The 24949-nt window shown below is 64.2% G+C and carries 25 protein-coding genes and 2 riboswitches; of the genes, 10 read left to right on the top strand and 15 right to left on the bottom strand.

What is annotated here, in order from left to right:
• Positions 1-170: 170 nt before the first annotated feature.
• Positions 171-361, bottom strand: a riboswitch (cobalamin riboswitch).
• Between the two features lie 59 nt (positions 362-420).
• Positions 421-622, top strand: a riboswitch (cobalamin riboswitch).
• 56 nt (positions 623-678) lie between these two features.
• The 4 genes from IEX64_RS17090 to IEX64_RS17075 all read left to right on the top strand — a co-directional run bounded on the left by IEX64_RS17090 (position 679) and on the right by IEX64_RS17075 (position 4026).
• The gene (locus tag IEX64_RS17090; RefSeq protein ID WP_188821441.1) at positions 679-1416 is read left to right on the top strand and encodes a hypothetical protein; all 738 of its coding nucleotides are present in this window, start codon (positions 679-681) and stop codon (positions 1414-1416) included.
• Positions 1413-2030, top strand: a complete 618-nt coding sequence (gene cobO, locus IEX64_RS17085; protein WP_188821439.1) for a cob(I)yrinic acid a,c-diamide adenosyltransferase — start codon at positions 1413-1415, stop codon at positions 2028-2030. The genes IEX64_RS17090 and cobO overlap by 4 nt, the downstream gene beginning before the upstream one ends.
• Before the next feature lie 10 nt (positions 2031-2040).
• Entirely contained in the window at positions 2041-3354 is a 1314-nt protein-coding gene (locus IEX64_RS17080; RefSeq protein ID WP_229710509.1) for a cobyrinic acid a,c-diamide synthase CobB, read from the top strand.
• Between the two features lie 225 nt (positions 3355-3579).
• Positions 3580-4026 carry a CHRD domain-containing protein gene (locus IEX64_RS17075; RefSeq protein WP_188821434.1) on the top strand — a complete coding sequence of 149 codons (447 nt, stop codon included), beginning with the start codon at positions 3580-3582 and terminating at the stop codon, positions 4024-4026.
• A 73-nt stretch (positions 4027-4099) separates the two neighbouring features.
• Here IEX64_RS17075 and IEX64_RS17070 read toward each other — a convergent pair whose 3' ends face one another.
• The 5 genes from IEX64_RS17070 to IEX64_RS17050 form a co-directional block, all read right to left on the bottom strand.
• Positions 4100-6364, bottom strand: coding sequence for a TonB-dependent receptor (locus IEX64_RS17070; RefSeq protein WP_188821432.1), 2265 nt, complete (start codon positions 6362-6364; stop codon positions 4100-4102).
• Between the two features lie 190 nt (positions 6365-6554).
• The gene (locus IEX64_RS17065; RefSeq protein ID WP_188821430.1) at positions 6555-7136 is read right to left on the bottom strand and encodes a TetR/AcrR family transcriptional regulator; all 582 of its coding nucleotides are present in this window, start codon (positions 7134-7136) and stop codon (positions 6555-6557) included.
• A 125-nt stretch (positions 7137-7261) separates the two neighbouring features.
• A complete protein-coding gene (locus IEX64_RS17060; RefSeq protein WP_188821428.1) occupies positions 7262-7678 on the bottom strand; it encodes a hypothetical protein in 417 nt (138 codons plus the stop codon).
• 74 nt (positions 7679-7752) lie between these two features.
• Positions 7753-9171: a metalloprotease TldD gene (gene tldD, locus IEX64_RS17055; RefSeq protein WP_188821426.1), complete on the bottom strand. Its 1419-nt coding sequence runs from the start codon at positions 9169-9171 to the stop codon at positions 7753-7755.
• A gap of 200 nt (positions 9172-9371) precedes the next feature.
• On the bottom strand, positions 9372-9569 hold the full coding sequence (locus tag IEX64_RS17050; protein WP_188821488.1) for a zinc-finger domain-containing protein: 198 nt from the start codon (positions 9567-9569) through the stop codon (positions 9372-9374).
• Positions 9570-9711: 142 nt separating this feature from the next.
• On the opposite strand from IEX64_RS17050, the gene IEX64_RS17045 reads away from it, so the two are divergent.
• Both IEX64_RS17045 and IEX64_RS17040 read left to right on the top strand, forming a co-directional pair.
• The gene (locus IEX64_RS17045; RefSeq protein ID WP_229710506.1) at positions 9712-10908 is read left to right on the top strand and encodes an aromatic ring-hydroxylating oxygenase subunit alpha; all 1197 of its coding nucleotides are present in this window, start codon (positions 9712-9714) and stop codon (positions 10906-10908) included.
• A complete protein-coding gene (locus IEX64_RS17040) occupies positions 10905-11231 on the top strand; it encodes a hypothetical protein (protein WP_188821424.1) in 327 nt (108 codons plus the stop codon). Before IEX64_RS17045 ends, IEX64_RS17040 begins: the two co-directional genes overlap by 4 nt.
• Here IEX64_RS17040 and wecC read toward each other — a convergent pair.
• Entirely contained in the window at positions 11215-12516 is a 1302-nt protein-coding gene (gene wecC, locus IEX64_RS17035) for a UDP-N-acetyl-D-mannosamine dehydrogenase (RefSeq protein ID WP_188821422.1), read from the bottom strand. The genes IEX64_RS17040 and wecC overlap by 17 nt on opposite strands.
• Positions 12500-13633, bottom strand: a complete 1134-nt coding sequence (wecB, locus tag IEX64_RS17030; protein WP_188821484.1) for a non-hydrolyzing UDP-N-acetylglucosamine 2-epimerase — start codon at positions 13631-13633, stop codon at positions 12500-12502. The genes wecC and wecB overlap by 17 nt, the downstream gene beginning before the upstream one ends.
• Before the next feature lie 108 nt (positions 13634-13741).
• Between wecB and dcd the strand changes: the two genes are divergently transcribed.
• Complete coding sequence (gene dcd, locus IEX64_RS17025) at positions 13742-14296, top strand: dCTP deaminase (RefSeq protein WP_188821420.1); 555 nt, start codon at positions 13742-13744, stop codon at positions 14294-14296.
• Positions 14297-14344: 48 nt separating this feature from the next.
• Here the strand turns inward: dcd and IEX64_RS17020 are convergent, their stop codons facing one another.
• From IEX64_RS17020 to IEX64_RS16985, 8 genes are all read right to left on the bottom strand, one after another.
• On the bottom strand, positions 14345-14929 hold the full coding sequence (locus IEX64_RS17020; RefSeq protein ID WP_188821418.1) for a lysozyme: 585 nt from the start codon (positions 14927-14929) through the stop codon (positions 14345-14347).
• A gap of 74 nt (positions 14930-15003) precedes the next feature.
• A complete protein-coding gene (locus tag IEX64_RS17015; protein WP_229710504.1) occupies positions 15004-15567 on the bottom strand; it encodes a fasciclin domain-containing protein in 564 nt (187 codons plus the stop codon).
• Positions 15568-15592: 25 nt separating this feature from the next.
• On the bottom strand, positions 15593-16675 hold the full coding sequence (locus tag IEX64_RS17010; RefSeq protein ID WP_188821416.1) for a hypothetical protein: 1083 nt from the start codon (positions 16673-16675) through the stop codon (positions 15593-15595).
• 160 nt (positions 16676-16835) lie between these two features.
• Positions 16836-18245 carry a type I glutamate--ammonia ligase gene (gene glnA, locus IEX64_RS17005; protein WP_188821415.1) on the bottom strand — a complete coding sequence of 470 codons (1410 nt, stop codon included), beginning with the start codon at positions 18243-18245 and terminating at the stop codon, positions 16836-16838.
• A gap of 179 nt (positions 18246-18424) precedes the next feature.
• The gene (locus tag IEX64_RS17000) at positions 18425-18763 is read right to left on the bottom strand and encodes a P-II family nitrogen regulator (protein WP_021233466.1); all 339 of its coding nucleotides are present in this window, start codon (positions 18761-18763) and stop codon (positions 18425-18427) included.
• A gap of 367 nt (positions 18764-19130) precedes the next feature.
• Positions 19131-20054, bottom strand: a complete 924-nt coding sequence (argC, locus tag IEX64_RS16995; protein WP_188821414.1) for an N-acetyl-gamma-glutamyl-phosphate reductase — start codon at positions 20052-20054, stop codon at positions 19131-19133.
• Positions 20054-20362 (bottom strand): SH3 domain-containing protein, encoded by a 309-nt coding sequence (locus IEX64_RS16990; RefSeq protein WP_188821483.1) that lies wholly within the window; start codon positions 20360-20362, stop codon positions 20054-20056. The genes argC and IEX64_RS16990 overlap by 1 nt, the downstream gene beginning before the upstream one ends.
• A 108-nt stretch (positions 20363-20470) precedes the next feature.
• The gene (locus tag IEX64_RS16985) at positions 20471-21865 is read right to left on the bottom strand and encodes a leucyl aminopeptidase family protein (RefSeq protein WP_188821413.1); all 1395 of its coding nucleotides are present in this window, start codon (positions 21863-21865) and stop codon (positions 20471-20473) included.
• Between the two features lie 76 nt (positions 21866-21941).
• Between IEX64_RS16985 and IEX64_RS16980 the strand changes: the two genes are divergently transcribed.
• The 3 genes from IEX64_RS16980 (at position 21942) to IEX64_RS16970 (ending at position 24809) form a co-directional block, all read left to right on the top strand.
• On the top strand, positions 21942-22769 hold the full coding sequence (locus IEX64_RS16980; protein ID WP_229710502.1) for a DUF4163 domain-containing protein: 828 nt from the start codon (positions 21942-21944) through the stop codon (positions 22767-22769).
• A 37-nt stretch (positions 22770-22806) separates the two neighbouring features.
• Positions 22807-23637, top strand: a complete 831-nt coding sequence (gene map / locus IEX64_RS16975; protein WP_188821412.1) for a type I methionyl aminopeptidase — start codon at positions 22807-22809, stop codon at positions 23635-23637.
• 119 nt (positions 23638-23756) lie between these two features.
• Positions 23757-24809 carry a DUF7064 domain-containing protein gene (locus tag IEX64_RS16970; protein ID WP_188821410.1) on the top strand — a complete coding sequence of 351 codons (1053 nt, stop codon included), beginning with the start codon at positions 23757-23759 and terminating at the stop codon, positions 24807-24809.
• The last annotated feature ends 140 nt before the right edge of the window (positions 24810-24949 follow it).

The raw sequence follows: 24949 nt of genomic DNA, 5'->3' as shown, positions 1-24949 counted from the left end.
CCGGTTGCATCCGGTGCGAAGGAACGATTCCGCAGGCCCGTCCGGAAAGGGATGGGCACGACATGACGCCCCTCGCACGGATTTGGCCGGCAAGGCGGTGGCTGTCGTTGCGCGAGGGATGACCCTGCAATTCGCAGGGCCCTCGAACACCCGGTGCACCCTGCCCGGATGAAGAACGACTGCGTCAGGCAGGTCTCCTGGCTTGCGGGTCAGGGCCGGTCCGGCCGCCTTCTCAGGACCTTTCGATCCCAATGGCGTAGTGGCCGGATGGCTCGCCGCTTACAGTTGCAGGGGCAGCCCGGGTTTCTCACCCGGTTCCCTTTTGATCCCTTGTGGGGGAACCTGTCGCGGCTCGGCAATTATCGTGCAGATGCAATGTGTGCAAGTGCAATATGCTTGCGGCAAGCCGGACGCTCGCTTATGCACGCGAGTGTATCGGGTGCCCGAGAGGGCTTAATCGGGAAGTCCGGACGGCGGCGAAAGCCTCCGAATCCGGCACTGCTCCCGCAACTGTGACCGGTGAGCGCATCGCCAGATGCCATTGGGAGATTTCCTCCCGAGAAGGCGGCGAAAAGCGCGGTGAACCGGAAGTCAGGAAACCGGCCCGATGCCGTCGTTCCTTCGCACGGGCGGGATGAACCGGGCGGACGAGGGCCTCGCTGATGCGGGGAGATTCCCTTGGCGGACGACATTCGTGTGTCGCGTCGAAGGGAGCCTGTGAAGTCATGCTGCACCGCTGAATTCGAAAGGGGTTTTGCCCCGGCTCCTGCACGCGCGCTGCCTGGCGCGTGCCCGACGTATTCCTCCCGACTCTATCCGGAGATTCCAACGATGAATCGTTCCACCGCTTTTCAATTCAGCCGTTTCGAAGTGACGGTTTTCGGCATTCTTGCCGCCGTGATGCTGCTCACGCGCTCACACGCACTGACGCATCTGGTCCACATTCCGAGCACCGCGCTCGCGAGCTTTTTTGTGCTCGGTTATTTTGTCCGCCGCTTTACCGGCTTCGTAGGGCTGTTCGCGCTCGGCTACGCGATCGATGTCGTGTCGATCTCTATGCTCGGCGTATCCGACTTCTGCTACACGCCCGCCTACGCCATGCTGATCCCCGCCTATGCCGTGATGTGGATGGCGGGGCGCTATGCTGCACGCATGCCCGAGCGGCTGCAGTCGCTGCCCGCAATGGCCGTGCTGCTGGTGGTCGCGACTTTCGCCTCGCATCTGTTTTCGAGCGGCGGATTCTACTTCCTGGGGGGGCGTTTCCCCGAACCCACCATCACGGGATTCCTGCCGCGCATCGCACGTTATTTCCCGGTGTCACTGATGTCGAGCCTGCTGTGGTCGGGGGTTGCGGTGGCCTTGTGGGCGCTGCTCCTCACGGCCCGTCCCGCGCTGCGCCGCGAGCGTTCGCGGTGAGCGGCACGGACGACCTCACCGAGGAAGAACGCCGTCACAAGGAACGCACCCTCAAGCACAAGGCAGTGGTCGATGCGAAGATCGCTGCCGCCAAAGAGGACAAGGGGCTGGTGCTGGTGCTGACCGGCAACGGCAAGGGCAAGTCCTCCAGCGCTTTCGGCATGGTCGCCCGCACGCTCGGTTATGGGCGGACGGCGGCGGTGTTCCAGTTCATCAAGGGCAAGGAAGACGTGGGCGAACGCGCCTTCCTCTCCCGCCAGCCCGGCGTGACCTGGGAGAACTGCGGCGAGGGCTTCACCTGGGAAACGCAGGATCTGCGCCGCGATATCGCCATGGCTCGCGCCGGGTGGGAAAAGGCGATGCAGGCACTGGCCGATCCCACCGTGTCGCTGGTGGTGCTCGATGAGCTGACCTATCTCATCAACTACCGCTACCTCTCGCTGGAAGAGGTGCTGCCGCCGATCCGCAATCGGCCGGAGATGCAGCACGTGGTCATCACCGGGCGCGCTGCCCATGCCGATTTGGTCGAACTGGCCGATACGGTGAGTGCGATCCGCGATGAAAAGCACGCCTTTCGCGCGGGCGTGCGGGCGCAGGTGGGCATCGACCTGTGACGATCAAGCTGTGACTCTGGTGGCGCGCTGCCCGGCCTTGCTGGTCTCCGCTCCGGCTTCGGGGCAGGGCAAGACGCTGGTGACGGCCGCGCTCGCGCGGCTGCATCGCAAGGCCGGGCGGCGTGTGCGCGTGTTCAAGTGCGGGCCGGATTTCCTCGACCCGATGATTCTCGAACAGGCGAGCGGCGCCCCGGTGTACCAGCTCGACCTGTTCATGGTGGGCGAGGACGAATGCCGCCGCCTGCTGCACGAAGCGGCACGGGAGGCCGATGTCATCCTCGTCGAGGGCGTCATGGGCCTATACGACGGCGATCCTTCCTCGGCCGATCTTGCCGCCCGCTTTGGCCTGCCGGTGCTGGCAGTGATCGACGGATCGGCGATGGCGCAGACGTTCGGAGCGCTGGCCCACGGGCTGGCCGGCTATCGCGAGGATGTGAACCTTGCCGCCGTTCTCGCCAACCGTGTGGGCAGCGCGCGCCATGCGCAGATGCTCGAAGAGAGCCTGCCGCCCTCCATAACCTGGCTGGGCGCCTTGCCGCGCGATCCTGCCGCGGCCTTTCCGGAACGCCATCTGGGCCTTGTGCAGGCAGCCGAGATCGCCGATCTCGATGCTCGGCTGGAGCAGGCCGTGACCAATTTGCCCGCGAGTGCGGCATGGCTTCCTCCAGCTGTCAGTTTTGAGCCTCCCTCTGCCGGAGCAGCGACCGAACGCCTGCTCGAAGGCGTGCGCGTAGCCATAGCCCGCGATGCGGCGTTCGGGTTCATCTATCCGGCCAATCTCGCCAGTCTGGAGGCGATGGGTGCGCGCCTTTCCTTCTTCTCCCCGCTTGAAGATCAGGGCCTGCCCGAATGCGATGCGCTCTGGCTGCCCGGCGGCTATCCCGAACTCCATCTGGAAGCCCTGTCCGCAAACCGTGCGATGATGGAAGCCGTGCGCGATCATCATGCGGCCGGCAAGCCGATCCTCGCCGAATGCGGAGGCATGCTCTACTGCATGGAAGTGCTTGAGGCGAAAGACGGATCGTCTGCGCAAATGGCCGGGCTGATCCCAGGCAAGGCAGCGATGCAGCCTCGCCTCGCCGCGTTGGGGCTACAGCAGGTCGAGTTGCCGGGTGGATGCCTTCGCGGGCACACCTTTCATTACTCGCAGATGCAGACCGAAGAGCGCGCCCTGGTCAGGGCCACCACAGTCGACGGACGCCAGGGCGAACCGGTATTTCGCATCGGTTCGCTGACGGCGAGCTATGTGCACTTCTATTTCTCTTCAGCTCCTCGGGCGGTGGCGCCGCTGTTCCGTTCGCGGCGAAGGATCGTGCCGAAGTAGACCTTTCTTTCGCTGCGAATGCGGCCGAGGCCGGTTCATGGCAGATCGGCTCGATACCGAGATCCTCGCGATGGGCGTGGATAAACGCCCTCATCAGGTGAGGACGACTGCCGGCACTTTTGGGGCTGAAGCAAACGCTCTCAACGCATAGCCCGAAGCTAAAGGAACCGGGCTGCCCTCCGACACGTTGCTTCGCTTTAGCCAAAGCAAACTTCGGAGAGAACCATGAACCGCCCCCTTATCCTTGCCGCGCTGGCCGGCGCTACTGTGCTGGCCGGCTGTGCGACGGTGGAAGAAACCGCCGTTCAGGCGACCACCATGACTTATACCGCCAATCTGACCGGCGCGCAGGAAGTCGGTCCGGGCGATCCGGATGGCAGCGCCAAGGCCGAAGTGAGCGTTGCGAAGAACCTCGATCAGGTCTGCTACAACCTGCATGATATCCAGGGCATCGGTCCGGTGACCGCCGCGCATATTCACAGCGGCGCGGCGGGCGAAAACGGCCCGCCGGTGATCGAGCTGACAGAGGCGGCCGAAGGCGGTTTCAAAGGCTGCGTCGGTGCGCCCGAGTGGCTGCAGGATGCGATGAAGACCAATTTCACCGGCTACTATGTCAACGTCCACACCAAGGCCTATCCGCAAGGCGCGATCCGCGGCCAGCTGGGTCTGTAAGTCTTCCACTTCCGAAAAAGAGATGCGCCCGGACCGTGAGGCCCGGGCGCACGAGTTTGTAAGCCAGGGTGGCTTAGTAGTCGAACTTCACGGTGACGCCGTAGGTCGCCGGCGCCGCGCGTGCGGTCGTGGCGCCGAGGCCGGTCGAGATTTTCTGCTGGAAGTACTTGGTGTTGGTCAGGTTCTTGCCCCAGACTTCTACGCCCCAGTGCTCGTTGAGCCAGTAGGCGATCGAGCCGTTGAGCAGGGCGTACTTCTTCTGGCGCAGCGTCCCGTCGGATTCGAACGGGAAGCCGGAGTTGTAGCTGCCCAGCAGGTTGAAGCGCAGTTCGCCCGTCTCGCGTACCGGAACCGTCAGGCTCATGCCCATGCTCGCGGTGAAGTCGGGTGAACCGGGTGTCTGGAAGCCCGAGGCATCGCCGAGGCAGGTCAGGAACCCGCCGGTCGGCGTGCCGGTAGTGCTGCCCGGATCGGCCGTCCCCGGCGCATCGCAGACCGCCGGAAGCGGATAGATGAAGGGCGCCTGATACTCCGAGCCCGGCGCACCGAAATTGTCGAAGCGCGAATCGAGCCAGGTGAAGCCGCCGAAGATGCGCAGGTTTTCGACCGGCGCAGCCTCGAATTCGACGTCGATACCGTCGACCTTCACCGATGCCGCATTGAGCAGTACCGCCGACCCCAGATTGCTCAGCGCGGCCGAGCGGATCTGGTAGTTCGAGATGTCGTAGTGGAAAGCCGAGGCGTTGAGGCGCAGGCGGCGATCGAGCAGTTCCGACTTCACGCCAATTTCATAGGCATTGATGTACTGCGGCTCGACCGGGGCATTGGCAGGGCTCTGCAGCGAATAGGTGCCCGCCTTGAAGCCGCGGTTGTACGAGGCGTAGGCGCTCACGGTATCGGTGATTTCCTGCCGGATGGCGGCGCGCCAGGTGAACTTGCCGTAGGAAATCTTGCCCGTCGTGGGGATTTGCGGAAGCATCGTCGTGCCCACGATCGGCGATTGGCCGCCGCCCAGCTTGCGAATGTCCTTGGTGTAGCGCAGGCCGCCGGTCAGCGTGGTGGTCGGCGTGACCTTGTAGCTGACTTCACCGAAGCCCGCATAGGAATCGGTGTCCAGCGAGGCATCGATGTAGAGCGCCGAAAGCGGGCTCAGGCCGAGGCCAGAGAAGGTCGACTGATTGTAGACTTCCGAGCGCAGGTAGAACGCGCCGACCTGCCAGGAGAGGGGATCGGTCGAGTTCGATGCCAGCCGCAATTCCTGCTGGTAGGCGCGCGATCCCGAAGTGAAGGCGATGCGCAGCCAGGGCAGCGGGCCGGCATCGACGTCGAAGTCGCTGTCGTTGGTGCTGTCGCGAACCGAACTGATGCTGGTCAGCGAAACCGGGCCGAGATCCGCTTCGATCGTGCCGCTGACGCCCCAGTTCTCAAGCTGCGTGAGCGAATAGTCGTTGGCCGCCGTGTCCAGCGAGCCGACCGAATAGACCGGGCCGGTGAAGCCGCGGCCGGGGAAGTCCTCGTCGATGGACCAGCCGATCGCGGTGTTGTCGTCCATGTCGTAGTAGTCGGCCGCCAGCGTTATCTTGACTGTGTCGGTCGGGCGCCAGACCAGCTTGGAGCGTGCACCCCAGTATTTCATCTTCTTGATGTCGCGGTCCAGCGTGAGGTTGCGGCCCCAGCCTTTCGACTGGTTGTAGCCGGTCAAGGCAATATCCATGCTCAGGTTGTCGGTGATCGGGCCGCCGACATAGAGCTTGCCATGCACGGTCTCGTAATTGGCGTAGCCCGCTTCGCCCTGCGCTTCGAGATAGTCGCCGGGTTCCTTGGTGATGATGTGGATCAGGCCGCCGAAAGCGTTGCGGCCGAACAGGGTGCCTTGCGGGCCCTTGAGCACTTCGATCCGCTCGATGTTGTTGAACTGGGTCACCGTGCCGGCAAGGTCGGGGATATAGACGCCGTCGACGTAGAAGGCGTTCGAGCCCTCGTCGCCGACCGAGGCGTTGGTGGTACCCACGCCGCGCACGAAGAACAGACCGCTGGCGCCCGAACGCTGGAAGTTGACGGCCGGGATGACCTGGCTGAGCGCGTTGGTCTCGTTGATGCCGGCCTTGCTCAGCGTGTCGGCCGTGACCGCGGCGACGGCGATCGGAACTTCCTGCAGGTTTTCCGTACGGTGCTGGGCGGTAACGATGATTTCATTGAGACCGGCAGTCTGCTTTGGCGCATCGTCAGTGGAATTCCGAGCCGATTGCGCCATCGCCGGGCTGGCCAGTGCCAATACTCCGGTTGTGGCGGTTCCCAGCAATGCGCGCAAACGCACGCCCCTGTTGCGGTAGGCCATTTTCTCTCTCTCCCTTCAATCAGCCCTCACTTTTACGTTTTGTGCTGACTTTTATATTCTTGGGTCCTGCGCATTATTGCGCGCTTGGTGGCCGATAACTTTCCACCCGCGTATTATGCGCGACTGTACACCTGTCAAGTGACAGCTCGCCCGTCAGCGCGCGCCGGACATTCCACACCGGCAATAGAACTTAGCTTGGATCGTATTGATCGAGCGTTTTCTCGACGAAAGTGTTGAGCTCTTCGTGCGCCATCGTCATCGCGACATTGCTTTCGATGACGATGCTGCGCGCCACGGCGGACATCATCGCTGCAAGCGCTGCCGCCGGCATCGGCGGATTGTCTATGCCGCGCTGCCTGCAGATATTCTCGATGGCCTCGATCTGCAGCGCGCGGAAGCTTTCGCCGCTGGCGCGCATCTCTTCGCGCAGGGCAGGGTAGATCTTGCCCAGTGCCACGTACTCCAGCATCCGCCGCGCTTCGGGAATGTGGCAGTTCAATCGCCACAGCGCGTGCAGCGGACGGGGGCTGGAGAGGGCTTCGTCGTGGAGCTGGAAGTAGCTCGCGGATGATCGCTTGAACACGGTAACGACCAGCTCTTCCATCGAGCGGAAGTAGTAGTGCACCAGTTGGGGCTTGAGCTCTGCCCGGCTGGCAATGCGGCGCGCGGTGAAAGCGGGATAGCCTTCCTCATCGAGAATTTCGGACGCGGCTTCTATCAGACGCTGGCGCGTTTTCGCGCTGGTCGAGTTGTATCCCCGATTGGCTACCATGGCGGCACTCTAGCCTTCAGGGGGACAAATGCAATTTTGGCGAGAGTTGATCCGCACAGGCATACAGAAAGCGACCGGGAGCATGCTCGCGGCCGCTTTCCTTCGGGGACACGGACTGAAGTGTATTACTTGTCCGATTTGACCTTCTTGTAAGGCACGAACTCGCGCAGGCCGACGAAACCGCGCCACATGTTGCCGCCGAAACGATCGTGGAGCTGCACGGTATCGACACTGCACAGCTGCGAGCCGAACAGGCGGGTGACGAGGATATCGTCGTCATCGAGCAGTTCAGCGTTGGTTGGGCGGTTCACGTAGAGCGTCGAGCCGACGCGATAGACGATGGCCGTCTTGGGGATTACCGTGGTGTTGGTCGCCTGCGACAGCGGGATGCAGTTCACCGGCTCTCCGGCTTCGCGGCCTTCCAGCATCTTGGCGAGCTGTTCCTCACCGGTAAGCTTCGGTTTGGCCTGCACGGCAGGAGCTGCAAGCAGGGCTGCACTGGCCACCATCGAGGCGGCAATGGCTGATACGGACTTTTTCATGGCCAGTCTTCTCCAGACGAATCCCATCCTGTTGAGGGGTTAACGCCCTGGTTCTGAACTGAAGCTGACCAGGGTCAGGCGGTGCCGCCCACCGTCAGCCCTTCGACCAGCAGGGTCGGCTGGCCTACGCCTGCGGGTACGCTCTGACCGCCCTTGCCGCACACGCCGACGCCGCGGTCCAGCTCCAGATCGTTGCCGATCCCCTTGACCTTGGTCAGCACCGAGGGGCCGTCACCGATCAGCGTCGCGCCCTTGATCGGAGCGCCGAGCTTGCCGTTTTCGACCTTGTAGGCCTCGGTGCAGGAGAACACGAACTTGCCCGAGACGATGTCGACCTGGCCGCCGCCGAAGTTCTTGGCGAAGATGCCGTTCTTGATGCGGCTGAGCAGTTCTTCGGGATCGTCGTTGCCGGCCTTCATGAAGGTGTTGGTCATGCGCGGCATCGGGGCGTGGGCGTAGCTCTCACGGCGACCATTGCCGGTGGGCTCCACCCCCATGAGGCGGGCGTTGAGCCGGTCCTGCATGTAGCCCTTGAGGATGCCGTCCTCGATCAGCACGGTTTCCTGCGTTGGCGTGCCTTCATCGTCGATGGAGAGCGAGCCGCGGCGATTCTCGATGGCGCCGTCGTCCACCACGGTCACGCCGGGTGCACCGACGCGCTCGCCGATGCGGCCGGAGAATGCGGACGTGCCCTTGCGGTTGAAATCGCCTTCCAGGCCATGGCCGATGGCTTCGTGCAGGATCACGCCGGGCCAGCCTGGCGCGAGCAGCACGGGCATTTCGCCCGCCGGGGCATCGACGCTTTCGAGATTGACCAGCGCCTGTGCCAGCGCGGTATCGATCGCCTCGTTCCAGGTCTGCGGCTGGAACAGGTCGTCGTAGAGCCAGCGGCCGCCGATACCGTACGAGCCGGTCTCGCGCCGTCCGTTGCTCTCGGCGACGATCGAGACGCTGAGGCGCACGAGTGGGCGCACGTCGGTGGCGACGAAGCCGTCGGCGCGAACGATCTCGACCACCGACCATGATCCGGAGAGCGTGGCGCTCACCTGCGCCACGCGCGGGTCGCGGGCGCGGGCAGCGGCGTCGATGGTTTCGAGCAGCTTCACCTTCTCGCCGAACTCGACGAGATCGAGCGGCGAGGCATCGGTGTAGAGATGGCGGTTGCTCTTCATCGGCGGTGCGGCATGCCGGCCCTTCGCCGGATCAAGCAGTTGCAGCGTCTCGCCGGCGCGGCGGATGGCGGCGGCGGAAATCTCGTTGGCGTGAGCAAAGCCCGTCATCTCGCCGGAAACGCCGCGCAGGCCGAAGCCGGCATCGCGCGAGTAGTCGGCGGTTTTCAGCCGGCCGTCGTCGAACCCGAAGGCCTCGCTCGCCAGGAACTGCATGTAGAGTTCGCCATCGTCACAGGCCTTGAGCGTCTCGGCGGCAAGCGCCTGCGCGTCTTCGGGTGTGAGCTGGCGATAGAGGAGCGAACGTGGATCGGTGGCTGTCATGCCTCCTGATATAGGAGACACCGGCGCGGATTGAAATGACGATGCCGTGAGAATGGCGCGGGAGACCATTGGTTCAGTCCTCGTCATTCCCGCGAAGGCGGCAATCCCGTTCCCAAGGTGTGGACGGTGCGAGAACGCGCGGGCTGGATCCCCGCATGCGCGGGGATGAGGAAGCGCGGCTTACAACCGTGTTGGAAAGATCAGGCCGCCTGTTGGTCGGCCGGGCCGCCCTTGAGCACGAAGCGGCGGTCGCAATACCCGCATTCGACATAGCCCTTCTCGTCGATTTCCATCCAGACGCGCGGATGGCCGAGGGCGGCGCCGGCGCGAATGTCGGTGGCGCCGTCGCAGTAGACGCGGTGGGAATCAGTGTAGACGGTTTCGGGCGGGTTCATCATGAGGCGATGGATTAGCAGGGCCCGTTCGGGAATTCCAGCAGGGAACTGCATCCCGACTGCCAAACCAAGCAAGCGCTTGGCTGTAGAAGCGAACTCCGATAGCATCGCGTCAGAGGCTCGGCTGAAGCCGGTGGGGAGAGCGATGCAAGACGACGACATTCTGGACATGCTGAGCGTGGAAGAGGCGGCAGACCGGTTCGGCCGGGGGCCGCTCTCCGCCGCGCCCTATCACGATCCGGACTGGTGGGAACGGGAGCGCGAGGCGGTGTTCCTGCGCAGCTGGATTCACATCGGCCATGTCTGCGAGGTGCCCGAGCCGGGCAGCTTCGTGCGGCGCGAGATCGAGTTCGCGCGCGCCTCGCTGCTGATCATGCGCGGGCGTGACGGGCAGGTGCGGGCCTTCCACAATGCCTGCCGCCATCGCGGCTCGCGGCTGGTCGACGAGATGAGCGGGCGGCGCAGCAAGCTGAGTTGCCGCTATCACATGTGGACTTATGGCAGCGACGGGGCGCTGCTTTCGGCGCCGGACTTCGAGCGCTTCGAGGTGCCTCGCGAGGGCTGCGCGCTCAAGCCCGTGGCGACCGAGGTCGTCGCCGGAATGATCTTCGTGAATTTCGCGCACGAGCCCGAACAGACCGCGCGCGAATTCTTCGGGCCGATTGCCGCGGCCATGGAGCGCCTGCCGGTGGCCCGGGCGACTTGCTTCACCGAATGGACCTACGAGATCGGTGCCAACTGGAAGACCAACTTCGACAACTTCCAGGAGAACTATCACCTCCGCTTCATCCACCCGCGCACCGGGGAGCAGGCGCTTGGGCCGGAAAACCCCTTTGGCTATCCCACGCATTACGGCTTTCTCGGTCCGCATCGCGGCCAGAAGCTCTGGAAGAACCCCGATCCGCCGCCCGTCGCTGGGAGCCTGAAGCTGGGCTATGCCAGGGTCGGCGAGCTGGCCCGCCGGGAAGGGCTGGATTTCCCGAAGACCGACTTCAAACTGTTCCCCTGCTTCCACATGGTGGGGCTGCCGCCCTACCAGAACTACACGCACACGATGTACCCGCTCGGCCCGGACCGCACGCGCGGGCAGGTGCGGATGTACTGGACCGCGCCGCCCGAGGATGCCGCGGCAGCCTTTACCCGCGAATTCGCCGCCGTCACCATTCGCGACGTGCTTTCGGAGGATCGCGAGGCGGTGGAGGCCAGCCAGCAGGGCATGGCGGTGATCGATCATATCCACTTTCAGGACCACGAAGTGCTGCTGCGCCATCTCTATCTGGAAGTGGAGAAACGCGTCCGCGTGCATGTCGCGACACGCACGCTGGCAGAGGCGGCGGCATGAGCGCGCTGCCCAAGGGATTCGCGGCGCTGGAGCCTTTCGTGGGTGTCTGGAATGCGCCGGATCTGGCCGCACGGGCCGTGCTTCGCGATGACAGCAGCGAGGCCGGACGGCTTGCGTTTCATGCGGCCATGCAGCCGCTCGTCGTGCCGGCGCTGGATCGATTGGACGGCAAACAGCTGGACGCGCTCGACGTGGCGGAGCGTCGCTTGTTCGAACTGCTGCTGGCCTATCCGCACGTGGCGATGGCGGTGGAAGTGCAGGGCGATGCCGAGGCGAAGCATGCCGCTTCGCGCCGGCACATGCGTATTACACCACCAGCTTGAGGCGGGCTTCCTCCTCGCGCACGACGCGGGGCTGGTCGGGCCAGATGCCGCGCGTGTCGTAGACGAGCTTGTCCGCGCGTTCGGCCAGCGGCACGACGCGGAACACGTCGTGGTCGACCAGCACGATCATGATCTCGCAGGTCTCCAGCGCGTCGTCGATGTCGATCTGCACCGCACCAGTATCGGTGAACTCGATCGGCAGTTCTGCGGCATAGGGCTCGACGATGTGGATGCGTTCACCGAACTTGCGGGCTAGTCGGCTGGCGACGAAGCGGGCCGGGCTCTCGCGGAAGTCGTCGATGTTTGCCTTGAAGGCCAGGCCGAGGCAGGCGACCTTCGCATCAGGGTGGGCTTCCACGAGCGCTTCGGCCTTGGCGACGACATGGTGCATCTTGCCGTCGTTCACGCCGCGCGCGGTGCGGATCAGGGGGGTTTCCTCAGGCGCGCCGTGGACGATGAACCATGGGTCCACCGCGATGCAGTGGCCGCCGACGCCGGGGCCGGGCGAGAGGATGTTCACGCGCGGGTGGCGATTGGCGAGGCGGATCACTTCCCACACGTCGAGGCCCATCTTGTCCGAGACGATGGACAGCTCGTTGGCGAAAGCGATGTTCACGTCGCGATAGGCGTTCTCGACCAGTTTGGTCATTTCCGCCGAGCGGGCATCGGTCGTCACGCACTCGCCGCGCACGAAGCGCTTGTAGAAGGCCAGCGCCTTGCGGGCGCAGCGCGGGGTAATGCCGCCGATCGAGCGGTCGTTGTTGGTCAACTCCTCCAGAATGCGGCCGGGCAGCACGCGTTCGGGGCAATAGGCGATGGAGATATCGGGGATCTCGCTGGTCAGGCCGGGGACCTTCAGGTCCGGGCGCATGCCGGCGATCATGTCGCGAAGCTGTTCGGTCGTGCCGACCGGCGAGGTCGATTCAAGAATTACCACGTCGCCGTGCTTGAGTACCGGCGCGATGGTCTTGCCGGCTGCGAGCACATAGGAAATATCTGGCGCGTGGTTCTTGTCGAAAGGCGTGGGAACCGCGATCACGAAGACATCGGCAGGCGCGACTTCGGTCGAGGCGGACAGCAGGCCGCGCGAAACAACGCCGTGGACGAGGCCGTCTAGATCGACTTCCTCGATATGGATCTCGCCGCGGTTGATGGTGTCCACGACCTTCTGCGAAACGTCGAGGCCGAGCACCTTGCACCCTGCGCGGGCGATCACGGCAGCGGTGGGAAGACCGATATAGCCGAGGCCGACAACACAGACCGACGGTTTATTGTCCGATTTCATTCGCGAGCAGCTCCACGATACGGCGCGCGGACTGCCCGTCCCCGAATGGGTTGTGGGCGCGCGCCATGGCTTCGTAAGCCGAGGTATCGTCGAGCAAGGTTGATATTTCGGTAACGATCCGCGCGGCATCGGTGCCGACCAGTTTGGCCGTGCCGGCCTCCACGCCTTCAGGACGCTCGGTGGTCTCGCGCATGACCAGCACCGGCTTGCCCAGCGCTGGGGCTTCCTCCTGCACGCCGCCGCTGTCGGTCAGCATGATCTCGGCAATGTTCAGCAGCCGCGCGAAGTGCGGATAGTCGAGCGGTTCGATCAGCGCGACGTTATCGAGACCGGAGAGGCGCTCGTTCATCACCTTGCGCACGTTGGGATTGAGGTGGACGGGGAAGATCACTGCCGTGTCGGGGCGCTCGGCAATCTGGCGGATGGCCTTGGCGATCTGCTCCATGCCCTCGCCGAAGTTCTCGCGCCGGTGGCTGGTCACGCCGATGATCCGCTTGCCGGCGAACTTCGCTTCGAGGTCGGCAAGGTTCGTGGCCAGCGCGGGTTCGCGCTCGATCTTCGCGGAGACCCAATGCAGCGCGTCGATCACCGTATTGCCGGTGACGTGCACCCGGGCGGGATCGGCGTTTTCCTTGAGCAGCGCGGCTTCGCTCGTGGTGGTCGGGGCGAAGTGCAGGCTGGCCATGGCACCGATGATCTTGCGGTTCACCTCTTCGGGCCAGGGGTGATAGATGTTGTAGCTGCGCAGGCCCGCCTCGACATGATCGACCGGCACCTTGCGGTAATAGGCCGCGAGCGCGCCGGTCATGGCGGTGGCCGTATCGCCCTGTACGATCACGCGTGCGGGCTGCACTTCGTCCATCACCTTGCCGAGGCCGGTGAGCAGGTTGGCGGTCAGCGCATCGAGCGTCTGGTCGGGCTGCATCACGTCGAGATCGTGGTCGGGTACGATCCCGGTGATATCGAGCACCTGATCGAGCATCTGCCGGTGCTGCGCGGACACGCAGACCACGCATTCGAAGCGGGGATCGGCCTTGAGGGCATGGACGACGGGGAAGAGCTTGATCGCTTCCGGACGCGTGCCGAAGATGACGAGAATGCGGGCAGGGCTGGTCATGGCCATGCCGATACCATCCTAGAGTTAACCTTGAAATAAAGTGGGGGCGCGGTGGACAAATTTGCGCTGCCACTTGCTCCGCCGCGAACCATCGGGAATCACCCGTTCATGGCGATTCTGAGCGACAAGTGGATCCGGCAACAGGCGCTGGACAATGGCATGATCGAACCTTTCGTGGAGGCCCAGCGCCGCGACGGGTGCATTTCCTATGGCCTGTCGTCCTACGGCTACGACGCCCGCGTCGCGCCCGAGTTCAAGATCTTCACCAATGTCGATTCGGCGATCGTCGATCCCAAGGACTTCGCGGCGAATTCCTTCGTCGACCGCGAGACCGACGTCTGCGTGATCCCGCCCAACTCCTTCGCGCTCGCGCGCACGGTGGAGTACTTCCGCGTGCCCAAGGATGTGCTGGTGATCTGCCTGGGCAAGAGCACTTATGCGCGTTGCGGTATCATCGTGAACGTCACCCCGCTCGAACCGGGCTGGGAAGGGCACGTCACGCTGGAGTTCTCCAACACCACGCCGCTCCCCGCGCGCATCTACGCCAACGAGGGCGCCTGCCAGTTCCTGTTCCTGCAGGGCAACGAGCCTTGCGAGATCAGTTATGCCGACCGCGCGGGCAAATACATGGGCCAGAAGGGCGTGACGCTGCCGCGGCTGTGAAGGGGTGGGCGAGATTGCCATTTCCGTTCGACACGAACGGGCAGGCCTTCAGATTAGCCCGTAGAGCGCGGCTTCGTCATTGCGGCGAATTCTGAGCCCGTCCATCGGCCTGCCGTCGTTGTAGATCCATTTTCCGAACTCAGCCTGCGACTCTGCGAAGCGTCCGGCCTTGTGCAGCCGCGTGAGCGTGGCCCGGCCGATAGCACCGGTGTTGTAGTGGAACGAGACCAGCGCATCGAACTGATCCCGTGTGGTCGGCGCGTCGCCCAGCGCTGCGGCGACTTCTTCTACATAGCGCACGATGTCCCGGTCGAAGCGGGCATCGCACTCGGCTTGGGTCCAGATCACGCCCTTGCGGATATCGGGGCCGGTGGAGCCCCAGCCGATGGTCCAGGGTTCGCCATTCGCGCTGCCCGGATCGGGATAGGCTTCGAAACGGCCATCGGCACGGCGCCGGGCGCAGCCTTCCCACTTGCGGATGAGCGTTCTGCCGGCATCGCAAAGCTGCCGTGTGTGCGACGCAGTGCCCAGCGCGCGGTCGATGGCGGCATCGAGCCGAACGACTTCGGCCTGATCGAAACCCCGCCCCAGCAGCAGGCGCACTTCATCGAATATCGGCTTGCGGTTGAGCATCGGCCTTCTCCGTCTCGGGCGGGAAAAGGCGATTCAAGTAAACCGGAAGCGGGGCTGTAGGAAAATGCTTTCGTTCAGAACTTGCGCAGCACCCCGTCGATGGGAATGGCGATGCTGGTCTCGGCGGTAAGCGGATCGGCCTCGAGCGTCGCCTGCGATCCGTCCGGGGCGGAAACGGTGATGGCGTCTCCCGACCGGGTGAAGGTCAGAACCTGGCCGGAGAGCGTCGTCATGGTCACTTGCCCGTTGTCGCTGGCGTCGATCGCGGCGCCGAGATCCTGCGGCGTCACATAGCCGGGCAGCAAGTGGTCCTTGATCAGCGCTGCCAGGGCCGCGTGATCGCTCGACCCGGTCAGGGCCTTTCCGGCATCGCCCAGCGCGGCGAAGGCATCGTCGTCCGGCGCCAGCAGGGTATAGCTCCCCTTGCCCTGGAAAATGCCGGCAATGCCGGTTTCCTTCAGCGCTTCGGCCATCGTCTGCACGCCATCGGTGTTGTCGAGTGCGGTCGCGAGGGTCTCGGCTTCCGGGGTCAGGTCCACTACCTCTGCCGGGGAAGCCTCATCGGATGGCGAGGTGCCGCCTGAGCAGGCGCCTAGCGCGAGCGTGCAAGCGGCAAGCAGGGCAAGGGTCGGGTTCATCGGGCGCATCTTTGCGTTCCTTCGCTTAACTCAGCAGTTCGATCGCGGCCTGCACGAGGCGCGTGGTCGGGTCGAGTTGATAGACGTAGCCGTCGCTGTAGCGGTACAGCGCATCGGGGCCGTCCACGTATTGATCGCGATAGCCGTAGGGCACGTTGTAGACGTCGTATCCCGCCGGCATGGGCTGGCCGATGGTGATGTCGTTTCCGGTCAGCAGCGCGGCGATGGCCTGGATTGCGGCGGTATCGGGATCGACCCGGTATATGGTGTCGTCGTAATACCGGTAGCCGCTCGGCGAGCCGAGGCCGTAGTAGCTGTTGTAATAGCCCGGCAAATCGATGGGCTGATAGGTCGCCGGCCAGCGCTGGCCCACGGACAGCGCGCCGCCGAGGAGAGGGAGGTATCCCAGAACATCGGTGCCCGCCCCGAGGCGAAGCAGATAGCCGTCTGCATAGCGATAGCGCAGGCTGCGGTCGTAGTTGCCGAGATACCAGTTCGGCCGGGCCCAAGCCGTCGTCGGTTCGCGATCGAGCCCGGGCGGCGTGCAGCCATTGTACTTTTTGGCAAGACCGGGAGGGCATCCGTCGAAGGTCTTACGGGTGTTGAGCGAGGCCCAGTCGAAGTCGCGGCGCGTGGTCACGACACGCACGCGGTCGTTTGTCGGAACGGTGATCTTGCGCCCCTTGGGTCCATTGAACGTTTCACGCCGGATATCGGTTCGCTGGGCGCGGGCGACCGGTGCCGTTTTGCCCTTGGCGGCGTCTTTCGGTTTCTGCGCAATGGCAGGAGACGGTTTTTTGCTGGCAGCCGGGCGGTCTGCCCTGGCCTGTCCGGGAGGGGCCGCCTGTGGCTTTGCCGCGGGCGGATTGGAGCGCGCCTGCTCTTTCTTCGCCGGCTTTTGATTTTGCGGTGCGGGCTTGTCGGCTTTCCCGGGATTTCCGGCCGGCTTGGCTCCGGTTGGCTTGGCGGGGCCGGCATGGGCTGCGCCCTTGTTGCCGTTATCCTGCCCGTTGTTCTTGCCGTTTCCTCCGGGCTGTGCGGCCAGAGCGCCCGCCATCAGGGCAAGGCTCGCTGCGGCGCCGATCCGGATTGAGCGTGTGGTGCGCATGACGTGCTCCTCCTTGGTGGAGTTTGCAACGCCAAAGGCCGTGACGGGTTCCCTGCGACAGTGTCGCCAATAGTAACAGCGACATAAGCCGGCATCAGGCAAGAAAAAGGGCGCCCGGATTGCTCCGGGCGCCCCACTCGGCGAACCGATTCAGCGCGGATCAGGCGCTGTAGTACATGTCGAACTCGACGGCCGACGGCGTGGTTTCCCAGCGCAGCACTTCCGGCCACTTCAGTTCGAGGTAGGCTTCGATCTGGTCTTCAGTGAACACGCCGCCCTCAAGGAGGAAGGCATGGTCGGCAGCCAGCGATTCCAGAGCTTCGCGCAGCGAACCGCAGACGGTCGGCACCTCGGCGAGTTCGGCCGGCGGCAGATCGTAGAGGTTCTTGTCCATGGCTTCGCCCGGATGGATCTTGTTCTTGACACCATCGAGGCCGGCCATGAGCAGCGCGGCGTAGCAGAGGTAGGGGTTGGCCATCGCGTCGGGGAAACGGAATTCCACGCGCTTTGCCTTGGTGCCGGCCCCATAGGGGATGCGGCACGAAGCCGAACGGTTGCGGGCCGAGTAGGCCAGCAGAACCGGGGCTTCGTAGCCCGGCACCAGGCGCTTGTAGCTGTTGGTGGTCGGGTTGGTGAAGGCGTTGAGGGCCTTGGCATGCTTGATGACGCCGCCGATGAAGTACAGGCAGGTGTCCGACAGGCCGGCGTAACCGTTGCCGGCGAAGGTGTTTTCGCCGCCGTCCCAGATCGAGATATGCGTGTGCATGCCCGAACCGTTGTCCTTCATGATCGGCTTCGGCATGAACGTGGCCGACTTGCCGTAGGCCTGCGCGACCATCATGACGACGTACTTGTAGATCTGCATGCGGTCGGCAGTGGTGGTCAGGGTGCCGAAAGTCAGGCCGAGCTCGTGCTGGGCAGCCGCCACTTCATGGTGGTGCTTGTCGCAGGGCAGGCCCATTTCGAGCATGGTGGTAACCATCTCGCCGCGGATGTCGACGCAGGAGTCGACCGGAGCGACGGGGAAGTAGCCGCCCTTGGCGCGCGGACGGTGGGCGAGGTTGCCGGTGTCGTAGGACTTGTCCGAGTTGCCGGGCAGTTCGATGTCGTCGAGCTTGAAGCCGTTGCCGTCGTAGCCGTCATAGAACTTCACGTCGTCGAACATGAAGAATTCGGCTTCCGGGCCAACATAGACGGTGTCACCGAAACCGGCCGACTTGACGAACGCTTCGGCGCGCTTGGCGGTCGAGCGCGGGTCACGCGTGTAGAGTTCGCCGGTCGAGGGTTCGACGATGTCGCAGAACAGGATCATCATCGGGGTAGCCGAGAACGGATCGACATAGACCGCGTCGAGGTCGGGCTTGAGGATCATGTCCGACTCGTTGATCGTCTTCCAGCCCTCGATCGAGGAACCGTCGAACATCAGGCCGTCTTCGAGTTCGTCCTCGCCGATCACGCCGGCGCACATCGTGAGGTGCTGCCACTTGCCCTTGGGATCGGTGAAGCGAAGATCAACCCACTCGATCTCCTCGTCCTTGATCTGCTTTAGGACGTCCTTTGCACTAGCCATGTGATCTATTCTCCATTTTTCTCTTCCGATCCCCGAAAGAGGCTAGGGGTTGATGGCATTCCGGGAACGGCGCCGGTCCCCTTTATCCGGCTTATTCCCGGTCCGGCCTAGGCCGGACCCGATTCTAGACGTCTGGTCTGGCCAGACGGGTGATGTCGTCTCCGGACTATGCCGAAAACTCAGAGTGCGTCGTCGTCCCGTTCGCCGGTACGGATACGCACCGCCGTTTCGATCGGCACGACGAAGATCTTGCCGTCGCCGATGCGACCGGTCTGCGCAGCGTCGGCAATTGCCTCCACCACGCGCTCGGCAAGGGCATCGGGTACAACGACCTCGAGTTTCACCTTGGGCAGAAAGTCCACGACGTATTCGGCGCCGCGATAGAGTTCGGTATGGCCTTTCTGGCGTCCGAAACCCTTGGCTTCCGTCACCGTGATGCCCGACACTCCGACTTCGTGGAGCGCTTCCTTCACTTCATCGAGCTTGAACGGCTTGATGATGGCTTCGATCTTTTTCACGCCTGATTAGACCCCTGCACTTGTTCCCGGACATTTTTCGAAGAGGTTTCCGGTCCGGGAACCAGATGCCCTCGCGCGCGATTCCCATCAAGAATCGTGCCAATGCGAATGTTCCAGTGGTAGGCCATGTGTGCAATGGCGAAAAGACCGGAATTGTACGATTTCCCAAGTCCCTTCGGCATTGCGTGGAAAGTGCTGCGCCGCAATGCGGCAAGTTCTGTTCAAGATTCGGGCAGCAGGTGCCTGAAAATTGTGCATCGCCCGTTTTCTGCCAATTCCGAGTCGTCACACGACGCGGGCTCCTGCCTCGCGGTAGCAGCGCAGGAGAGCGGATTCGACAGGATGTCGGGCTGTCGAGGCGAAGGCCTCAGAGGCGCAGGCCCGCTGTCTCTTCCAGACCGGCCATGAGATTGAGGTTCTGCACTGCAGCGCCGCTGGCGCCCTTGCCGAGATTGTCGAGCATGGCGACGAGGCGGGCCTGGCTGCCGTCCTTCGCACCGAGAACGCGCAGGGTCAGCGTGTCCACCGCTGGCATCGATGCGCGCAGCAGCAGCTCGTCGGGCTGGTCGGCTTCGACCTTCACGATCTCGCTGCCCGAATAGAATGCCGCCAGTGCCGCGCGAAGTTCATCCGGCGAAGCGGCATTGGTCATGGCGCTGAGGTGCAGCGGCACTTCGGCCAGCATGCCACGATGCGCGGGCACGACGGCGGGGGCGAACAGCGGCGCATGGGCAAGCCCGACATGCGCCTGCATTTCGGGTACATGCTTGTGGCCCAGCGACAGGCCGTAAGCGCGAAAGGCGATGTCGCGGTCTTCCTCGAACCGGGCAATCAGCGCCTTGCCGCCACCCGAGTAGCCGGAGACGGCATGACAGACATAAGGCCAGTAGGAAGGCAGCAGACCCGCACGCACCAGCGGCGCCAGCAGGCCGATGAAGCCGGTGGGATAGCAGCCGGGGTTGCTGACGAAGCGCGCCGCGGCAACGGTTTCGCGGCCCATGACTTCGGGAAAGCCGTAAGTCCAACCGTCGGCGACGCGGTGGGCCGACGAGGCATCGATCACGCGGGTGCGGTCGTTGCGGATCATGCCAACGGCGGCCTTTGCGGCGTCGTCAGGCAGGCAGAGGATCACGAAGTCGGCATCGTTGAGCGCTTCGGCGCGCGCGGCGTCGTCCTTGCGCTTGTCATCGCTCAGAATGACGAGATCGAACTCACTGCGTCCTGCCAGCCGGTCGGCGATTTCCAGCCCGGTGGTGCCGGCGGCACCGTCGATGAAAACGCTCGCGCCCATCAGCCAATCGCTTCGAGGTCTGTCAGTGCGACGTAGCCGACCGGGCCATCCTCGCCGAGCTGGCCCCAGGTCCAGGCGCCAGCGATGTCGAGTACGTTGAAGGTCTCGCCTTCGGGCAGATCCATGATCGTTTCGCCATCGGCGCGGCCGGTCGCGCGCAGCACCGCGCCGGCCTTGATCGCGTGCGGCATCGGCACCGCATAGTGCGGCACGAAATAGCGTCCGGCCAGCTTGATATGCGCCAGATCGCCGCGCACGGGAAGGCAGCCGGGTTCCGTCGTCACGCTCGGCCCCGTCATGGCGAGCATGCCGTCGAGCCGTGGGGGCCGGGTGTAGGAATCCTCAGGTGCCAACTTCTGTGCGTCTCCAAAGGCAAAGATGGGCGCGCTTAGCGGGGTCATCGCTCGTTCGCAAGCTTAGCGGTCACGCTTGTCATAGCGTTGTTTCAGCATGTGCCAGACTGCACGAAGGCCGAGCGCGGCACCGCCCTTGGGGCGGCCGGGCTTGTCCGAGGGACGCCAGGCGAAGGTATCGAGGTGGGCCCAGTCGGTGTCCTTAGGCACGAACTTGTCGAGAAACAGGGCCGCCGTGCTCGCCCCGGCAAAGCCGCTGGAGCCGGCATTGTTGATGTCCGCCACCTCCGACTTGAGGTATTCGCGGTAGCCGTCGTGCAGCGGCAGGCGCCAGCAGGCATCGTCATGCGCCTTGCCCGCTGCCAGAATGGCCTCGGCGGTCGCGTCCACACGCGTGAACAGCGCGGGCAGATCGGGCCCCACGGCAACGCGTGCAGCACCGGTCAGAGTGGCGAAGTCGACGATCAGGTCGGGTTCGTTCTCGCCGGCGCGGGCCAGCGCATCGGCGAGGATCAGGCGTCCTTCGGCATCGGTATTGCCGATCTCCACCGAGATACCGGCACGGCTCTTGAGCACGTCGCCAGGCCGGAAGCTGTTGCCGGACACGGCGTTTTCGACGGCGGGTACGAGCAGGTGCAGGCGCACCGGAAGCTGGTCTTGCATGATGAGCCGCGCGAGCGCGAGCGCATGGGCCGCACCGCCCATGTCCTTCTTCATCAGCAGCATGCCCGAGCCGGGCTTGATGTCGAGCCCGCCGGAATCGAAGCACACACCCTTGCCGATTACGGCGAGCTTCGGGTGCTTGGGGTCGCCCCATTCCAGCTCGATCATGCGCGGTGCGTGCGAGCGCGAGGCAGCGCGGCCGACCGTGTGGACCATCGGGAATTCATGTTCGAGCGTGTCGCCGCGGGTGACCCGAATTTCCGCACGATATGCCTTGTGCAGGTTCTCGGCCTCGGCCTCGAGCTGGGCAGGGCCCATGTCCTCGGCAGGCGTATTCACCAGATCGCGGACCAGCATGACCGCTTCGGCCTCGGCGGTGATGGCATCGATCGTTGCCGGTTCGCCGGTCAGCAGCACGCGCGGGCCTTCCTCGTCGGGCTCGGACAGGTAGCGGTCGAAACGGTACTGCCCTGTGATCCAGCCGAACATGGCGGCGCCGGGCTCTCCGCCAATGCGGCGATAGGTTCCGGCAGGCAGCTTCTTTGCCAGCTTGGACATGCACCAGCTCGAAAGGTCGGCGGTGTTGGCGACGCCCGCTGCGACGGCCCATTCCTCGCCGTCAGGCATGATCGCGTAGTCGTAGCCTTCGGCTTCGAAGCGCTGGGCGGCGAGCGCCGCGCGCTGTGCCGGTGTGCGCTCCTTGAGGAAGTCGTCCAGGCCGTCCTTGTCGACGAGGTGGATGGCAATGGCTTTTTGACCGCGGTCAGGCTGAATTAATGCGTTCTTGTCGCTCATGGTCAGGTTCTTTAGCCTCCGGGCGAGATTTAGTGCGAGAGAAAAAATGATGCGAATTGGCAGATGGGCTGCGGCCGTGCTGTTGCTTACCAGCGGGTGTCAGGGCGGCGGCGAAAATGCAGCCCCCGAAGACAACGCCAGCGAAGCGAGCACGGTGCCCGAGGCGGAAGTCGGCGCGCCCGAGCCATCCGCGAGCGAAACCGCCGCAGCAGTTGGCGCAGCTGCGCCCGATGCAGGCCGGTCGGTAGAAGTTTCGAACGACCTCTACGAGTTCACCTTCGCCTATCCCGACGCGGCAGGCGCCATTCCACCGCTCAAGGAATTGCTCGACACGCGGCTTTACGAAGCGCGCGATCGGCTCGCATCCACGGCCCGCGACGAGAGGAAGGTCGCGAAGAAGGAGGGCTTTCCGTACCGGCTGCATAGCTACATCGCAAAGTGGTCGGTCGTCACGGACCTGCCGAACTGGCTTTCGCTCTCAGCGGAAATCTACACCTACACCGGCGGCGCGCACGGGATGAGCGCCTTCGATACGCTGCTGTGGGATCGCCGGGCGGAAACGGCGCGCAAGCCGCGCGAACTGTTCACCAGCACCGATGCGCTGCGCAAGGCGATCCGTGAGCCGTTCTGCGATGCGCTCGACAAGGAGCGCGAGCAGCGCCGCGGCGAACCGGTGCAGCGCGACTCCGGGCAGATCTTCACCGAGTGCATCGACCCGATTGCGCAGACGCTGATTCTGGGCTCGTCCAACGGCAAGACGTTCGACCGGCTGGGCATTCTTGTGGGTCCCTACGAAGCTGGTGCCTATGCCGAGGGGACCTATGACATCACGCTGCCGGTGACGGGGAAGGTGATGGCGGTTCTCAAGCCGCAGTACCGCACCAGCTTTTCGGTGGGGCAATAATCTCGCAATTTCCGCGCAGCACCGCTATATCGGCTGGATGAGCGAATACCAGATTATCGAATCCGGCGACGAAGCCGTCCTGCGCGATGGCACGATCAAGCTGCATGGCCCCGAGGCTTTCGAAGGCATGCGCAAGGCCGGACGCCTTGCCGCCGAGATACTCGACGAGATTGCGCCGATGGTGCAACCGGGCGTCACCACGGCGGCGATCGACGACAAGGTCCGCGAACTGACGCTCGATGGCGGCGCGGTCCCCGCGACGCTGGGCTATCGCGGCTATGCGCACTCGTGCTGCATCTCGATCAACCATGTCGTGTGCCACGGTATCCCTTCCGAAAAGACGCTCAAGGAAGGGGATATCCTGAACATCGACGTGACCCCGCTGCTCGACGGCTGGCATGGCGATTCGAGCCGCATGTACTTCGCGGGCGAACCCTCGCTGAAGGCGCGCCGGCTCGTGGATGTCACCTACGAGTGCCTGATGATCGGCATCGAACAGGCCAAACCTGGCAACCGCGTGGGCGACATTGGCGCGGCCATCCAGCGCTATGCCGAATCGAACCGCTTCGGCGTGGTGCGCGAATTCTGCGGACATGGCCTCGGCCGCCTGTTCCACGATGCGCCGGAAGTGGTCCACGCCGGTCGCCCCGGCACCGGGCCGCTGCTCAAGCCCGGCATGTTCTTCACCATCGAACCGATGATCAACCTCGGCAAGCCGGCGGTGAAGCTGCTCAACGATGGATGGACGGCGGTAACGCGCGACAAGTCGCTTTCCGCGCAGTTCGAGCACTCCATCGGCATCACCGAGGACGGCTGCGAGATCTTCACGCTCAGCCCCAAGGGCCTGCACCAGCCGCCTTACGGCTGAGGGGCTCCTCCCGAACACGAAGGAATGGCTTGATATCGCCTCCGCGCTTGCGCCGGGGGGTGACCTTGCGTGACAGCCATGACAGCTTGCTTCCCAGATAAAGATGGGAAGGGAGAGCGATGGTTACGGATACAGTAGCAGACCTGTCCGGCGGTATCCCGGTAGATCGCGAATACGTGCTCGATGCGCGGCCGGAGGATGGCGTGCGCGATGCCGTGAACGTCTGGATCGAGGAAGAGAACGGCCTTTTCGCGATGCGTGTGGGCGTCGAAGCCGTTGCCGAGCAGTGGGACCGGCACGAGATGTGGCTCGACATCGCCTTTGCCGACGGCCGCCTCTATTCGCGGCGCGGCGATGGCGAAAAGCAAAGCTCCATCGGTCCGGGCGGCAAGCCGACCATCCGTGCTACCGGCCCGATGCGCTTCGAATGCGTCGAGCCGTTCCAGCGCTGGACCGCGCGGTTTGAAGGGCCGGTTGCCGAAACCAGTGCGCAGGAAATCCTCGAGGATCCAGACTTCGAAGAGAAGAAGTGGGTCGATGTGGCCTTCGATATCGACATGGAAATGGCCGCTGTGCCGTGGCAGCCCGGCACGATGACGCCGGAAGCGGCGGCGGCGATGGGCGGCAAGCAGGGCGACTTCATGAGCCCGCGCTACGAGCAACTGTTTCATTGCACCGGCACGCTGACCGTCGATGGCAAGGCGCATGACTTCAAGGCCAACGGCCTGCGCATTCGCCGCACCGGCTTTCGCGCTTTCGCCGGCTTTACCGGCCATTGCTGGATGTCGGCGATCTTCCCCGACGGGCGTGGTTTCGGCCTCAACGCCTATCCGCCGCGCGACGATGGCGAGCCGACCTACGAGGAAGCCTGGGTGATCGACAGCGACGGCCGCCGCGTCGGTGCGCGTCCGGTCGAACTGCCGTGGCTGCGCAAACTGGTGACGGGCGGAGAGGCCGTGCCTGTGGTGCTCGAAACGCTTGAGGGCAAGCGCATCGCCATCGACGGCGTGACTTTCACCAACACCCGCTCACGCGGCGGTCATGTGCTGCCCCCCGACTGGCCCAAGGACTGGCCGATCGTGCAGCAGAGCCATGCGTTCTACACCTGGGACGGCGTGCGCACGACGGGCATGATCGAACGGTCGAGCAAGCCGAGCGTAATGGATTTGTAGGCTCTTGGATCCTCCCTGTTCCTGAAAGGAATGGGGAGGTGGCAGCCCGAAGGGCTGACGGAGGGGTTTCGCCCTCCACCACCCGCAAAGCGGGCGGTCCCCCTCCCCATCGCTTCGCGACAGGGAGGATCGGGATTATC

Origin of the sequence: Novosphingobium indicum (assembly GCF_014645195.1) — a bacterium.
In the GTDB taxonomy this organism is placed as follows: domain Bacteria; phylum Pseudomonadota; class Alphaproteobacteria; order Sphingomonadales; family Sphingomonadaceae; genus Novosphingobium; species Novosphingobium indicum.
Note: the sequence above shows the minus strand (reverse complement) of the source record. Positions and strands in the feature narration are given on the sequence as shown.

Excerpts from the sequence above, each read along its gene's own strand:
- IEX64_RS17065 (WP_188821430.1), bottom strand. The coding sequence starts at position 7,136 with ATGGTAGCCAATCGGGGATACAACTCGACCAGCGCGAAAACGCGCCAG.
- IEX64_RS17040 (WP_188821424.1), top strand. The coding sequence starts at position 10,905 with ATGAGCGCGCTGCCCAAGGGATTCGCGGCGCTGGAGCCTTTCGTGGGT.
- tldD (WP_188821426.1), bottom strand. The coding sequence starts at position 9,171 with ATGACAGCCACCGATCCACGTTCGCTCCTCTATCGCCAGCTCACACCC.
- wecC (WP_188821422.1), bottom strand. The coding sequence starts at position 12,516 with ATGAAATCGGACAATAAACCGTCGGTCTGTGTTGTCGGCCTCGGCTAT.
- IEX64_RS17060 (WP_188821428.1), bottom strand. The coding sequence starts at position 7,678 with ATGAAAAAGTCCGTATCAGCCATTGCCGCCTCGATGGTGGCCAGTGCA.
- IEX64_RS17075 (WP_188821434.1), top strand. The coding sequence starts at position 3,580 with ATGAACCGCCCCCTTATCCTTGCCGCGCTGGCCGGCGCTACTGTGCTG.
- IEX64_RS17050 (WP_188821488.1), bottom strand. The coding sequence starts at position 9,569 with ATGATGAACCCGCCCGAAACCGTCTACACTGATTCCCACCGCGTCTAC.
- IEX64_RS17045 (WP_229710506.1), top strand. The coding sequence starts at position 9,712 with ATGCAAGACGACGACATTCTGGACATGCTGAGCGTGGAAGAGGCGGCA.
- argC (WP_188821414.1), bottom strand. The coding sequence starts at position 20,054 with ATGGGCGCGAGCGTTTTCATCGACGGTGCCGCCGGCACCACCGGGCTG.
- IEX64_RS17020 (WP_188821418.1), bottom strand. The coding sequence starts at position 14,929 with ATGCTCAACCGCAAGCCGATATTCGATGAAGTGCGCCTGCTGCTGGGG.
- IEX64_RS17070 (WP_188821432.1), bottom strand. The coding sequence starts at position 6,364 with ATGGCCTACCGCAACAGGGGCGTGCGTTTGCGCGCATTGCTGGGAACC.
- glnA (WP_188821415.1), bottom strand. The coding sequence starts at position 18,245 with ATGGCTAGTGCAAAGGACGTCCTAAAGCAGATCAAGGACGAGGAGATC.
- IEX64_RS16990 (WP_188821483.1), bottom strand. The coding sequence starts at position 20,362 with ATGCTCGCCATGACGGGGCCGAGCGTGACGACGGAACCCGGCTGCCTT.
- IEX64_RS16985 (WP_188821413.1), bottom strand. The coding sequence starts at position 21,865 with ATGAGCGACAAGAACGCATTAATTCAGCCTGACCGCGGTCAAAAAGCC.
- IEX64_RS16970 (WP_188821410.1), top strand. The coding sequence starts at position 23,757 with ATGGTTACGGATACAGTAGCAGACCTGTCCGGCGGTATCCCGGTAGAT.
- dcd (WP_188821420.1), top strand. The coding sequence starts at position 13,742 with ATGGCGATTCTGAGCGACAAGTGGATCCGGCAACAGGCGCTGGACAAT.
- map (WP_188821412.1), top strand. The coding sequence starts at position 22,807 with ATGAGCGAATACCAGATTATCGAATCCGGCGACGAAGCCGTCCTGCGC.
- IEX64_RS17015 (WP_229710504.1), bottom strand. The coding sequence starts at position 15,567 with ATGAACCCGACCCTTGCCCTGCTTGCCGCTTGCACGCTCGCGCTAGGC.
- IEX64_RS17010 (WP_188821416.1), bottom strand. The coding sequence starts at position 16,675 with ATGCGCACCACACGCTCAATCCGGATCGGCGCCGCAGCGAGCCTTGCC.
- wecB (WP_188821484.1), bottom strand. The coding sequence starts at position 13,633 with ATGACCAGCCCTGCCCGCATTCTCGTCATCTTCGGCACGCGTCCGGAA.